The 13,576-nt window shown below is 53.6% G+C and carries 12 protein-coding genes; 2 read left to right on the forward strand and 10 right to left on the reverse strand.

What is annotated here, in order from left to right; genetic code table 11:
* Nucleotides 1-169: 169 nt before the first annotated feature.
* The gene (locus ABEW34_RS22925; protein WP_430161716.1) at nt 170-1,429 is read left to right on the forward strand and encodes a nucleoside recognition domain-containing protein; all 1,260 of its coding nucleotides are present in this window, start codon (nt 170-172) and stop codon (nt 1,427-1,429) included.
* Nucleotides 1,430-1,536: 107 nt separating this feature from the next.
* Nucleotides 1,537-2,334 (forward strand): NAD kinase, encoded by a 798-nt coding sequence (locus tag ABEW34_RS22930; protein ID WP_430161718.1) that lies wholly within the window; start codon nt 1,537-1,539, stop codon nt 2,332-2,334.
* 69 nt (nt 2,335-2,403) lie between these two features.
* Here the strand turns inward: ABEW34_RS22930 and ABEW34_RS22935 are convergent, their stop codons facing one another.
* From ABEW34_RS22935 to ABEW34_RS22980, 10 genes are all read right to left on the reverse strand, one after another.
* Complete coding sequence (locus ABEW34_RS22935; RefSeq protein WP_430161720.1) at nt 2,404-2,796, reverse strand: helix-turn-helix domain-containing protein; 393 nt, start codon at nt 2,794-2,796, stop codon at nt 2,404-2,406.
* A 27-nt stretch (nt 2,797-2,823) separates the two neighbouring features.
* Nucleotides 2,824-4,107: an LLM class flavin-dependent oxidoreductase gene (locus tag ABEW34_RS22940; protein WP_430161768.1), complete on the reverse strand. Its 1,284-nt coding sequence runs from the start codon at nt 4,105-4,107 to the stop codon at nt 2,824-2,826.
* Between the two features lie 15 nt (nt 4,108-4,122).
* Nucleotides 4,123-5,283 (reverse strand): LLM class flavin-dependent oxidoreductase, encoded by a 1,161-nt coding sequence (locus ABEW34_RS22945; protein ID WP_430161722.1) that lies wholly within the window; start codon nt 5,281-5,283, stop codon nt 4,123-4,125.
* Nucleotides 5,280-6,623 carry an LLM class flavin-dependent oxidoreductase gene (locus ABEW34_RS22950; RefSeq protein ID WP_430161724.1) on the reverse strand — a complete coding sequence of 448 codons (1,344 nt, stop codon included), beginning with the start codon at nt 6,621-6,623 and terminating at the stop codon, nt 5,280-5,282. Before ABEW34_RS22950 ends, ABEW34_RS22945 begins: the two co-directional genes overlap by 4 nt.
* A 43-nt stretch (nt 6,624-6,666) precedes the next feature.
* A complete protein-coding gene (locus tag ABEW34_RS22955) occupies nt 6,667-8,022 on the reverse strand; it encodes an LLM class flavin-dependent oxidoreductase (RefSeq protein WP_430161726.1) in 1,356 nt (451 codons plus the stop codon).
* A 26-nt stretch (nt 8,023-8,048) separates the two neighbouring features.
* Nucleotides 8,049-9,401: an LLM class flavin-dependent oxidoreductase gene (locus ABEW34_RS22960; RefSeq protein WP_430161728.1), complete on the reverse strand. Its 1,353-nt coding sequence runs from the start codon at nt 9,399-9,401 to the stop codon at nt 8,049-8,051.
* Nucleotides 9,402-9,629: 228 nt separating this feature from the next.
* On the reverse strand, nt 9,630-10,211 hold the full coding sequence (locus tag ABEW34_RS22965) for a nitroreductase family protein (RefSeq protein ID WP_430161730.1): 582 nt from the start codon (nt 10,209-10,211) through the stop codon (nt 9,630-9,632).
* 23 nt (nt 10,212-10,234) lie between these two features.
* Entirely contained in the window at nt 10,235-11,245 is a 1,011-nt protein-coding gene (locus ABEW34_RS22970) for a FecCD family ABC transporter permease (protein ID WP_430161732.1), read from the reverse strand.
* Nucleotides 11,245-12,231, reverse strand: a complete 987-nt coding sequence (locus ABEW34_RS22975) for a FecCD family ABC transporter permease (protein ID WP_430161734.1) — start codon at nt 12,229-12,231, stop codon at nt 11,245-11,247. The genes ABEW34_RS22970 and ABEW34_RS22975 overlap by 1 nt, the downstream gene beginning before the upstream one ends.
* A 103-nt stretch (nt 12,232-12,334) precedes the next feature.
* On the reverse strand, nt 12,335-13,363 hold the full coding sequence (locus tag ABEW34_RS22980; protein WP_430161736.1) for an ABC transporter substrate-binding protein: 1,029 nt from the start codon (nt 13,361-13,363) through the stop codon (nt 12,335-12,337).
* Nucleotides 13,364-13,576: the final 213 nt, after the last annotated feature.

Below are 13,576 nucleotides of genomic sequence, written 5' to 3' on the forward strand. Positions count from 1 at the left end.
CGGGACCAAAAATATATTTATAGGCTTTTCCTCCTTTGCAAGTGATGGATGTCCTAGTTTCTGCATAAAGATGATCAAAGGACTTCTGCCAGATCTACGGGCTGCTTGCCTATTTTCCGGGACAAGTCCCTTTGACTGTGAAGCGTCATTTTGAGGGGAGGTCTTGACCATGCTGCGCACGCTCTCGCATCCCGCTGCCCTAACAGGATTAGCTGCTGTGTTCCTCACCCTGTTAATGGCCGTATTTCCTAATGAAGCGCTGGAATCTGCCCTGCGAGGCTTATCGATATGGTGGCAGGTGCTGTTTCCTGCCCTTTTCCCCTTCTTCGTCATATCCGAGCTGCTGCTTGGCTTTGGCATCGTCCATTTTTTCGGCAAGCTGCTGGACCCGCTCATGCGCCCGCTGTTCAAGCTTCCCGGTATTGGCAGCTTCGTTGTGGCAATGGGCTATATATCTGGTTACCCGGTTGGAGCCAGGCTGACAGCAAGGCTCTATGAGCAGCGGCTCATCAACCGTACAGAAGGAGAACGGATTATCGCCTTTACGACGACGTCCGATCCCATCTTCCTAATCGGCGCCGTATCCGTCGGCTTCTTCCATAATGTTGCTTTGGCGCCTGTGCTAGCCGCCGCTCATTATGGCGGCGCGCTCATCATCGGCCTGCTCATGCGCTTCCATGACCCGCATGCGCCGATTACTGAAGCACGGAGCAGCAGCCTGTCCGATTCCGGCACAAAGCCCGGCCCGACAGAGCATCAGCCGCTGCATACAACGGCGTCTGCGCAGTACTCGCAACACTCGCAGCACTCGCAACACTCACAGCACTCGCAGCACTCGCAACACTCACAGCACTCGCAGCACTCGCAACACTCACAGCACTCGCAGCACTTACAGCACTTACAGCACTCGCAGTACTCGCGCTCGCAGCGCCGTTCGCGCCTTGCGGACGCGCTGAAGGCGATGCACGAGGCTCGCCTGCTCGATGGACGGGGCCTCGGCCAGCTGCTGCAAGAGGCGATTCAGTCTGCGCTGCGACTAATGATCGTCGTAGGCGGCCTCGTTGTTTTTTTCTCCGTCATTATGGAAATGCTGACGTCAGCAGGTCTGATCACCATGCTCGCTGCCATGCTGCGGCAGCTGTTCGAGCTGGTTGGGCTTCCGCCCGCCCTCGCTGATGCCGCCATCTTCGGCCTGTTCGAAGTAACGCTCGGCGCCCGCGCCGCAGGTGAAGCTGGCACAGGTCTGCTGCATCAAACGGCAATCGCAGCCTGGGTGCTGTCATGGGGAGGCTTATCCGTTCACGCCCAGGTGGCCAGCCTCGTCAGCAAAACCGATATGCGCTACAAGCCGCTTATGCTCGCAAGGCTGCTGCACGGTTTTATCGCATTTGGGCTCGTTTATGTGTTATGGGGCTGGCTCGGGCCCTAATACCCAGATTTATCGGATGAAATATGCTTCTCGCATTGAATTTACGGCTGTATTCCGATATCATTTAAGGGAACGTAACCAGAAGATTTGAAAAGGGGCTGCATTCCTTGAAATATGCCGTTATCGACAGAGGCGATTCCATATCCCAGTCACTGGCGGAACAGTTCCATACGCTCGCGGCAGAGCGAGGCTTCAACCGAAATGACGACGCGCCTGAAATTGTCGTATCCATAGGTGGGGACGGCACGCTGCTGCAGGCTTTTCACAAATATGTTGATCGCATTATGGATGTCGCCTTTGTAGGGGTACATACCGGACATTTGGGCTTTTATGCCGACTGGCAAAAAAATGAGCTGCCCGAGCTCGTCGCTTTAATGGCCGAGAAGGAGCTTAGCATCGTCCGCTATCCGCTCGCGGAAATCGAGGTCGAGACGGCCGAGGGTAAATTTCATTATATGGCGCTGAATGAGTTCACGCTTAAAGGGGTAGACGGCACGCTCGTCGCTCAAATCAATGTCAATGATGAGCCCTTCGAAATGTTCCGTGGCGATGGCATCGTTATTTCGACGCCTTCCGGCAGTACCGCCTATAATAAAAGCGTCGGGGGCGCTATCGTCCATCCGTCCATTGCCTCGATACAAATTGCCGAAATTGCTTCCATTAACAATCGCGTTTTCCGGACTCTGGGCTCTTCGCTGCTGCTGCCGCAGCATCACCACTGCGACATCATCTCGAAGAAAAACCAGCGGATGCTGCTGACCATTGACCAGCTCAGCATATTGCGCAGCGACATTTTATCGATCCGCTGCAATGTGTCGAGCCGCAAGGTCAGCTTTGCGCGCTATCGCCCATTCCCGTTCTGGAACCGGGTCCGCGACGCTTTCGTGGATATGCACGAGGTGTAAGTCTGAGCAAGCACCGAACAAAAAAAGCTGCCCCGCAGGCAATTAGCCTGCTCGGGCAGCTTCTTTTTATTAATTAATAAACAGCTCCTCGTTCATCACGCTGCCTTCTTCCTTGCCCATCTCCTTCTGCTTGCCATAACGGGATGGCGGTATGCCCACCATACGATGGAAGATGCGGCTAAAATAAAATTCATCGCCATAGCCAACTGCGGCAGACACTTCCTTAACCGGACCTGCATTATGGTAAAGAAGGCGCTTGGCCCGCTCAATGCGCAATCTCGTTAAATATTTGATTGGCGGCTCCTTCATCGTTTGTTTAAACAGCCGGGAGTATGAGCTTGTAGTCAGTCCCGCCATTGAGGATAACGTAACCATATCGATTTTGTCATGAAAATGAGTTTGCATGTAGTGTATCGTCTTCTCAATCAGTCTCTTCGATCCATTCAACGATGTTTCTCCCATAGCGCTCACTCCTCTGGCTAATTAACCTTAGACCTTGCAGTGCTGAGCTGGCGCCTTTAGCCCCAAACGCTCTCGCAATGATGCTCCTTCATAGGCTGTTCGAAACAGCCCTCTATTTTGCAGCTCAGGAATGACTTTTTCCACAAAAGCCTCCAGCCCGCTCGGGAAAATTTGCGGCATCACATTAAACCCATCCGCCGCTCCGCCGTGAAACCATTTTTCCATTTCATCTGCAAGCTGCACCGCCGTTCCCGTAAAAGCAAAGTGGCCGCGCCCATTCGCAAAGCGATGGACAAACTGGCGAATCGTCATCTGCTCCTCCTCGATTAGTTCAAGCAGCAGCGATTGGCGGCTTTTCAGCGAATTCATTTCGTCAGATGATTTTGCCAAATGCAGCGGTACCGGGCCATCGAGCGGGTACGAGGACAAATCCGCGGCAAAGCGCCGCGATAATCGCCTCAGCGCATCCTCCATATGAACGAGCTGATTCAGCTCTTCTTCCAGCTCCCGGGCTTCCCCAAGCGTATCCGCTACGATAGGGCATAGCCCCGGCATGATCAACAGCTCGCCCGCCTTTCTTCCGTATGCCCGAAGACGACCTTTGACGTCTGTATAAAAAGTACGGGCTGCTTCAAAGGTTTGCTGGGCTGTAAAAATAACGTCGGCCATCTCCGCGCCCATCGCTTTGCCGCTTTCCGAGGAGCCCGCCTGGACGAGCACCGGATAGCCCTGGGGCAGACGAGGCGCATGGAGCGGCCCTTTCACCGCATAATGTCGAGCAGCCCCCTCGCCGTTAGTAGAGCCAGCGGCATGAACAGCGACGCCCTCCTCACAGCTGTCCCACAGCTGCTTCGCAACCTCGACAAATTCCTTCGCTAGCTGATAGCGCTGTCCATGCTCGGGATGTGCGGCTCGGCCAAAATTAAAGGCCGTCTCATCGGCGCTGCCCGTCACAATATTCCAGCCTGCCCTGCCGCCGCTAATATGATCAAGCGTTGCCGCTTGCCGGGCAAGATGATACGGCTCATAGTAGGTCGTACCAACTGTGGCAATGAGGCCGATATGCCTTGTGGCAGCAGCCAGCGCCCCCAGAAGCGTAGTCGCTTCCAGCTTATTGATTTTTCCAAAATAGGCATCGCTGACAAAAATAGAATCCATCATTCCGCGCTCGGCCACCTCCGCAAGATGGCGGTAATAGCCGATATCCAGCGTCTGGCGCGGCTGCATGCCGGTATGCCGCCAAGCTGCCTCATGATGACCCGTTCCGTGTACAAATACATTTAAGCGTATTTTGCGATTGTCCTCATTCAGTTGCAACGTCCCCCTTTACCGCATGGCGTGAAATGAATTAATCGGCCTTGGAAGCGCCAGTTGATCCCGCAGCGTCCCGCCATCAAGCGCTGCCTGGCGAAATATCCCTCTTTTCTGCAGCTCTGGAATGAGCCGTTCTTCAACATACCTGAAGCTGTCAAGCGCGGCATGCGGCGGAAGCTCCATATGAAAACCGTCAACCGCCCCTGAAAGCTGCCACTTCCGCATCCAATCCGCTAATTGGTGTGCATTTCCCTCACGGGTATGATGAACCTCTATTGTCCCGCCTTGAAAGCCGCCCCCCAATTGCAGCGAGCATTCCGCATGGTTGTTTGCACTGCTATGTACAAGCGACTTCAGACTAGCCAAAATCCGGCATTGCTCCGGCTGCCTTCCCTGCTCTCGCAGCAGCTCTCGCAGCTCGTATCCTAGCTCGGCTGCTTCCTCCAGCGATTGCGGCTCAATAATGATAACGTCTGCTCCGCTGGCTGCAGCAAGCTTGTCCTCCTGCTCCCTGATTCGAGCCACCAGTGGCGGGTAGCCTTGCGGGGGACGAGCAATATTCAGCGGGCCACGCGTACTGTAATAACGACCTGCATAATGGACCTCGCGCACCTTGGCTTCATCAAATTGCAGCCCCGCCTGCTTATCATACATAAGCGCATCGTCATCCCAGCTGTCCCACAATTGCCGCAAGGCTTCACCAAACTCCGCAGCGGCGGCAGCCTCGTAGCAGGGCAAGCGCATTTGCTGCTGATCGGTTCGAGCGAAATTTGCAGCGGCAGTTTCCTGTCCCGGCAGCACAAGACAGCCTGCTCTGCCGCCGCTCATATAATCCAGTGCAGCCAGCTTGCGCGCCGCGTGAAAAGGTTCATGGAAGGCGGCATGGATCTCCGCAATGAGCCCAATCGTACTCGTCGAAGCCGACAAGGCGGCGAGCAAAGTAAATGGCTCCAGCACGGCAGAAGACGCGGCATAACGATTGGCCGACCCCCTTTGACCGATAAGTCCCGCTGACTCCAGCGGCTTCGGACTCATGCTGCTGTCTGGAACAAGGATAGCGTGCAGACAAGCACGCTCTGCCGCCTCCGCCAGCTGCACGCACTCCAGATAATCAAGGCCATCTATTGAAACGCTCATGTACAGCTGTCGATTCTCGCTTCTGCCGCCCATCATATAGGAGCCTCCAGTTTATGCCTGCCGACGGGACGACTGAACCCGTAATGCTCTCTTAATGTATTTCCCGTATATTCGGTACGGAACAAGCCCCTGTTTTGCAGCTCGGGAATGACCTTGTCGACGAAATCGCTCAGTCCATCTGGCATATGCGAAGGCATTAAATTAAAACCGTCCGCCGCCCTGCCGACAAACCACCGCTCCAGCTCGTCCGCAATTTGCAGCGGCGTACCCGTAAGCGATGCATGTCCGCGCGATCCTGCGGTGCGCATAATCAACTGCCTGAGCGTCAGCTTTTCCTTGCGGGCCATGCCTTCAACGAGCTCAAAGCGCCCTCGATTGCCGTTGATTTCCTCATGACACGGCAGCAGATGGAGCGGTACTGGCTCATCGAGTGGACAATCCGTCAAATCGATCTTGAACAGTGTCGACAGCCGCTTCAGCCCATAGGCAACAATCGTCAATTCATCCAGCTCACGCTGCTTGTCCTGCGCCTCAGCTAGCGTATCGCCGATAATGGGGAAAAAACCCGGCAATATGCATAGCTCGTCCGGGCTCCGCCCAAACTTCTCCATACGCGACTTGATGTCTGTGTAGAAGGCCTGTCCGCTCTCGAAGGTAGGCTGAGCAGTGAATACCGCTTCCGCCACCATTGCTGCGAATGACTTGCCATCTTCGGATGATCCCGCCTGTACGAGCAGCGGGTGGCCTTGAGGGGAACGCGGCATATTTAGCGGGCCGCTTACCGCGAAATGCTCGCCCTTATGATTCAGCGGATGGATTTTCGCCATATCGGCGTATAAACCGCTCGCCTTATCGGCAACGAGCGCATCATCCTCCCAGCTGTCCCACAGCGCCTTCACTACCTCTACGAATTCACCTGCCTTGCGGTAGCGCTTGTCATGCGGCGGCAAAGCCGCATCCGTAAAGTTATAAGCTGCGCTTTCGCTTGCCGTTGTCACAATGTTCCAGCCAGCCCGTCCTGCGCTGATCCAGTCCAGCGAGGCAAATTTGCGGGCAATATGAAAAGGATCGTTAAAGGTGGTTGAAGCTGTGCCAATCAGCCCAATCTTATCGGTAACGGCGGCTATGGCTGACAACAGTGTGAACGGCTCCAGCCCATGCAGCACTTTATGTTCAACTGTTGGAGGCAGCACTAGGGTATCCGCGAGAAATAACGAGTCCAGCTTCCCCCGTTCAGCAATTCGTCCAAGCTCACGATAATAATTCAAATCGGTAATGCGGCGGGGATCTGTTGCCGGATGACGCCATGACGCCTCATGATGCCCGGTGTTCATCAGAAATAAATTAATATGCATGCTCCGCTTCGCTGAAATCATTCCTTCATTCCTTTCCCCATAGCATGTTAGGGCATCACTGCCGTTATCTCTTGGCCGCCATTTGCCCTGACCGCCCATAAATGCTGGCAGGGCGCTGCAGGCCATAATGCTCCCTTAAAGTTGTTCCTGTATATTCACTGCGAAAAATACCGCGGTTTTGCAGCTCCGGCACCACCTTGTCCACGAACAGCTCCAGTCCCTCCGGCAAATAAGGAGGCATGACATTAAAGCCGTCTGCCGCTCCGCCGCGCCACCATTTTTCCATTTCATCGGCAATTTGCACTGGCGTGCCTACCATCGAATAATGTCCGCGCGAGGCGGCCGTTTTGACAATCAGCTGACGCATCGTCAGCTTTTCCCGGCGGGCAAGCTCTACATAAAGCTGGTAGCGTCCGCGGTGGCCATTCACTTCGCTTTGCTGCGCCAGAAAATCGACGGGTACCGGTTCATCCAGCTCAAATCCGGTCATGTCGGTGCTGAACAAATTGGAGAGACGCAGCAAACCGTAATCAAATTGGATATGGTCATGAAGCGCAGCCTCCCTATCCTTTGCCGCAGCTTCTGTATCGCCAATAATCGGGCAGAAGCCCGGCAATATTTTCAGTTCATCTTGCTGCCTTCCATATTTCTTCATCCGCGATTTCAAATCCGTATAAAAGAGGCAGCCGTCCGCGAAGCTGTTTTGCGCCGTAAACACGACCTCCGCTGCATGCGCCGCGAATTCCTTGCCTGTCTCCGAGGCGCCGGCCTGCACCCGGACAGGCTGCCCTTGCGGGGGCCTCGGCAAATTCAGTGCGCCACGCACCGAAAAATAGCTGCCTTCATGGCGTATCTCGTGTATGCTGCCAGGATCTGCGTAAATGCCGCTCACCTTATCCTGCACAAGCGCATCGTCCTCCCAGCTGTCCCACAGCCGCTGCACCACTTCTAAAAACTCGGCAGCGCGCTTATAGCGTTCTCCATGCTCCGGAAGCTTCTCATCAGCAAAGTTGCGGGCAGTGGCATCATTGGTTGATGTCACAATGTTCCAAGCGGCACGGCCGCCGCTAATAAAATCAAGCGAAGCAAACTGCCGCGCCACATGGTACGGATGGCTGTAAGTCGTCGAAGCCGTACCGATTAATCCAATCCGACTAGTCAGCATAGCAAGCGCAGAAAGCAGCGTAAACGGCTCCAAGCTTTGCAGCACCTTGTATCGGATAGTCGGGGGCAGCGCATACGAATCTGCCAAAAATAAGGAATCGAGCTTGCCGCGCTCCGCCGTTTGCAGCAGCTTGACGTAATAGCTGGCATTTGTAACATCCTGCGGGCTGCTTCCCGGCAGACGCCAAGCCGCCTCATGATGGCCGTTGCCCATAAGAAACACATTCAGGTGAAGCTGCCTGTCGGTCGCCTTCATACCTTCCTCCCCTTCCACCTGCCCATCTATTGGGCGGAAATGACCGACTGCCTGAACGAGGAGCGCTCTGGCCGCTCCAGCCCGTAATGCTCCCGCAGCGTCGTGCCTTCATAATCGGTGCGGAACAGGCCGCGATTTTGCAGCTCGGGAATGACCTTCTGGGTAAATTCCTCAAGCCCGCTTGGGAAATAAGGCGGCATCAAATTAAAACCATCGGCTGCCCCCTGCACAATCCAGCGCTCCATCTCGTCGGCGATTTCAATCGGCGTGCCTGACATCGAATAATGTCCGCGCGACGTTGCTGTCCGCAATATAAGCTGCCGGATCGTCAGCTTTTCCCGCTGCGCCAGCTCCAGATACAGCTGATGCCGCGCTTTTTGCGAATTGATTTCATGATTTTTCGCCAGCTCTGCGAAAGGCAGCGGACCATCGAGCGGATAACCGCGCAAATCCATCTTCAGCAAATTGGATAAACGATACACCCCGTATTCCGGCTGGGTCAGCTCATTCAGCTCGCGCTCCTTCTCCTTCGCCTCCGCCGATGTATCGCCGATAACCGGACAAAAGCCCGGCAAAATTTTAATTTGCTCTGGCGAGCGGCCATATTTCGCCATCCGTCCTTTCACATCCGCATAAAAGCTCCGTCCATCCTCAAGCGTATTTTGCGCGGTAAAAACAGCCTCCGCCATACGAGAGGCAAACTCTCTGCCGGTATCCGATGCTCCCGCTTGTACCAGAACGGGATGTCCTTGTGGCGACCTTGGCAAATTTAGCGGCCCCTTAACATGGAAATGGCGGCCAACATGGTTGATTTCATGCAGCTTATCCGGGTCCACATAAAGTCCCTGCGCCTTATCGGCAACGACCGCGTCCTCCTCCCAGCTGTCCCACAGCCCTTTCGCCACCTCCATAAACTCGCCAGCCCGCTCATAACGGTCGGTATGCTCCGGCAGCGGAGCCGCGCCAAAGTTGAAGGCCGTCGCATTGCCCGTCGAGGTTACAATGTTAAAGCCCGCCCGGCCCCGGCTAATATGATCCAGCGAATTGAATTTACGGGCCACATGGAAGGGCTCATTATAGGTTGTCGAAGCCGTCCCGATCAATCCGATGCGGCTTGTTGCAATCGCGAGTGCCGATAGCAGCGTGAACGGCTCCAGCGCCTGCTGCACCAGAAACTGCATCGTTGGCGGCAGGCCGTAGGAATCGGCGAGAAATAGCGAATCCAGCTTGCCCGCTTCGGCCATTTTTGCCAGCTTTATATAATAGTCGATATCCGTCACCCCATTCGGGTCGCTGCCCGGATGGCGCCATGACGCTTCGTGATGCCCTGTATTTCGCAGAAACAAGTTCAAATGCATCTTCTTCTTGCCATAACTCATCTTCTACCACTCCTCAAAAGGATATAGGGTCACCCTGGAACAGGATGGCGACTCTGCATTCTAATATTGATAACGATTTTCAATTACGATTTTAACGAAATACTTTAAGTTAATCCATGTACATTTTTGCCCTATTTTTCTATATTAAAATTATTAAAAGACTCTTAGAATCATTAGATTCCAAGAGTCTTCGAATTTTAAAGAAAATTAAACTAAATTTAATGTGAATTATTTATTAACAATTGTAAGAAGCTCACGCGCTGGAGTGCGCGGGGCAGCATGGGGAATAACTCGCGGATAGCCAATATGGAGCACGGCGACAATTTTTTCACCCGGCTGTACGCCTACCCCAGGCTCGTCGCGAAATTTCGGATTATACATGTAAGGATTCGACTTCCACACCATGCCAATTCCCTGCTCCCAGGCGGCAAGCTGAAGATTTTGAATAAGACAGCATACGGCCGAGAAATCCTCATCCCACTGCTTTTGACGCGGGTCCTCCTTGAGCACGACCATTAAATGCAGCGGGGTATGCATATATTCCTTCATCCGGTGCTCGCCGTACTTTGCCAGCTCCTCCGGCGAGAAGGTGGACAGCACCGCATCTGCGAAAATTTTGCGCCCCTCCCCTTCATACACGATAAAACGCCAAGGCTCGCGCAAATTATGGTTAGGGGCCCAGACCGCAACATCGAGCAGCTCCGTCAACGTCTCCACGGACACCGCATCTTCCTTGAACACCCTCACCGTACGCCTTTCCTTTATGATTTGCGCTACCGTATTCGGCAGAGCGGACTTGTCTGTATGCATCGTTTTCTCCTCCTTGTGTCCAGTTATGGACGATTGCGATTGCGGTACAGCAAATAGATTAAATAAGGAGCTCCAATAGCTGTCGTTATAATGCCTGTAGGGATTTCAATAGGCGGCAGCAGCGCGCGTCCCAGCAGGTCGGCAGACATCACGATCAAGCCGCCAACTAATGCCGATACGCTTAGAAGCCTGCGGCTCGTCTGGCCCACCAATTGCCTCGCAATATGTGGGCCCATCAAGCCAATAAACCCAATGGTTCCGGCCATCGCGACAGATGCGCCAGCCAAGCTTACGCTGATGAGCAATAAAAGGCCCCGTGAACGCTCGACCGAGCTGCCAAGCCCGATGGATAGCTCATCGCCAAGCTTCAAAATATCCAAGGTCCGCGACATAAGAAGCGCTGCCGGAAACAAAATGAGCAGCCACGGAAGCAGCGGCCAAAAATGATCCCATGTTCTTCCATATGTACTTCCCATCAGCCAGATCATCGCCTGCTTAATGTTCTGTACGTGACGCGTCGTCATCCAAAAGGTTATATATGCGTGTGAGGCCGCACCCACCCCTACGCCGACAAGCAGCAGCCGCATAGGTGCAGCTCCGCGTCGCCAAGCAAGAAAATACGTAAGCGCAGCCGCTCCAAGCGCCCCGCTAAACGCAATAAAAGGCAGCAGCGCAATCGGCACCGATGGCAGGGCAATAATGGCGGTAACCGCCATTAAGGCAGCACCTCCGTTAATGCCAATAACACCTGGGGCAGCCAGCGGATTGCGGGTAATCCCTTGTAAAATGGCACCTGACAGCGCCAGCCCGCAGCCGACTAGAAAAGCTACCAGCGACCTTGGAAAGCGCAGCTGATTGACGACAAACTCATATTCAGGCTCGCCGATGCCTATGACCGTTTTCCATGCTTGTGACAGCGGTACAGGGTATTCTCCAATCATAATGCTCATGGAGAGAACCATTAAATTGGCGGCAATCAAGACAACTATGATGGGCCACAAACGGGCGGATGCGGATAAAGTGAAACGGGACATTATCGCTTCTCCCTCCTTTGAGCCAAATAAATGAGGAAGGGAGCGCCTGCCATCGCCGTCACTACACCTGCCGGAAGCTCCTGATAGGGAAAAATAAAGCGAGCGGCGATATCCGCCAGCAGCAGCAAGCCCGCTCCAAACAGCGCAGAATAAGGAATAATCCAGCGATAATCCAGTCCGACCATAAATCTGACGATATGCGGAACCGCAAGACCAATGAAGCCGATTGGCCCGGCAATAGCCACAGAGCCTCCCATAAGGAACATGACGATGAACAGCGCTGCCGTCTTCATTAGACCGATTTTCAGCCCCAGCCCCTGAGCAACCTCATCGCCGAGACTAAGCAAATTAATTTGCCGGCTGAGCGCCAGAGCGCCCGTGATCCCGACCAGCATGTATGGCAGCACGCGCACGAACATTTCCATACTGCCGCCGGTTAATGAACCTGCCATCCAGAAGCGCATTTCATCCAGCGACTCCTCGCTGAAAATAAGAATGCCCTGCACCATAGAGGCAAGCAGCATATTGATTGTGGCGCCCGCCAAAATCAGCTTAATGGACGTAAGGCCTCCCCGGCCCAGCGAGCCAAGCATAAATACGACGAGACAGGCAAGCCCAGCCCCTAGCAGTGCCGCCCACATATGGACAAGCGAAGACGTAAAGCCAAATACAAACATGGAAATGACAAGCAGCAGCGCCGCCCCATAGTTGCTTCCGAGCATCTCGGGGCCCGCCAGCGGATTGCGGCTAATCGCCTGCATAATGCTTCCCGCCATCCCGAGCGATGCTCCGACCATCATCGCCATTAGCGCGCGCGGCACCCGGACTGAGCGAACGATCAGGTGCTCCCTTGAGCCGTCAAATGAGATAAACGCATCGATGACCGTATGAAGCGGAAGCATTGATTTTCCTACAGCGATGCTGGCTGCAAGGCCAAGGATGACAAATACAATACCGAGCACAATGCCCATAAGCCGAATATTCAAATCCGTTCCTCCCTAAAAGCGTGGCGGAAGAGCGCCAGCTCTGCCGCAGCAGAGAAACTGTGCCTACTCACCACGCTTCCACTCCCTTGAACGCAAGCGCTGATTACGCTTTGACCAGGAACTTAGCCAAATCGTCAATCATGATATTGACGGCCTGTATGCCATGACCGCTAAGCCAAACTTCCCAGCTCGCTACGTAGACGCGATCATTTTGCACGCCTTTTAGCGTATTCCATAGTGGATTGCTTTTAATTTTTTGCTCAAAATATTCCTGCTCGCTCTCGCGTCCGAACAAAATAATGACATCGCCGTCCAGATCGGCAATTTGCTCCTCTGTCGCATTAAAGTTAAAATCGTCATCTCCGCTTTGTACAGCTGGACGCTTAATGTCTGCTCGCTCTACTACACCGCCAGTGAACGAAGGCTTCAAGTAAACGGAAACGCGGTCCTTCCTTGGGCGAAGCAGCGAAACCTCCGTCGTATTCAAGCTATCGCCCAGCTTCGCATGCAGGTCTGCAATTTTCGCATCAAATTGCTCAATCAGCTTCTTGCCCTCTGCCTCTTTACCAACAATAGCTGCGTGCACAGCCAGATTTGCCTCCCATTGCGCGCCGCCTACCTCAGTAAATACAGTTGGCGCAATTTGTGAAAGCTGTTCATAGATAGCCTCCTGGGTATCCTTGATGCCGATAATGACATCTGGCTTCAACGAGGCAATCGTCTCCAAGCTCGGCTGCTCCACCGTTCCGATATTCGTAATGCCATCTGTTCCAGTCAAATAAGTGGCGAAACCATCATCCACCGAAATGATCGATGGCGCGCCAACCGGCTTCACGCCAAGTGCAAGTATATTATCAAGTGCGCCATTATCCAATACAACCACTTTCTGCGGATTAGGCGGAACGACTGTTTCTCCCATCGCGTGCTTGAAGGTACGATTTTCTGTCGACCCAGCAGCATTTGCTTCAGCGGTTGGCTGTGCGCTTTCTCCCGCAGCCGGACTAACACTGCTTTGCCCAGGCGATGCACCGCCAGTTCCATTTGCCGCAGCTCCGCAGCCTGATACGACGAGCATCAGCAGCAGCACCAGTACCACGCGCGCCTGCCAATTGATTTGCAACTTGAATAACATTGAAAAAACCCTCCCTGTATGTATCTTTGGCCTTTAACGACCATTTTTATGAGAACTATTCTCAACGAGAATCATAAAACGTTTGGCGCTTTTTGTACATTGATCTTTTTGTCCGATTCCATATAAGATTTTATCATCTAGCCCATAGTTGACAATAACCTATTTTCACAATTGACTATGATAATGATTTTCATTTACAATAAACAGGATCGT

The sequence above is a fragment of the Paenibacillus algorifonticola genome, from assembly GCF_050481745.1.
Taxonomy (GTDB): Bacteria; Bacillota; Bacilli; order Paenibacillales; family Paenibacillaceae; genus Pristimantibacillus; species Pristimantibacillus algorifonticola_A.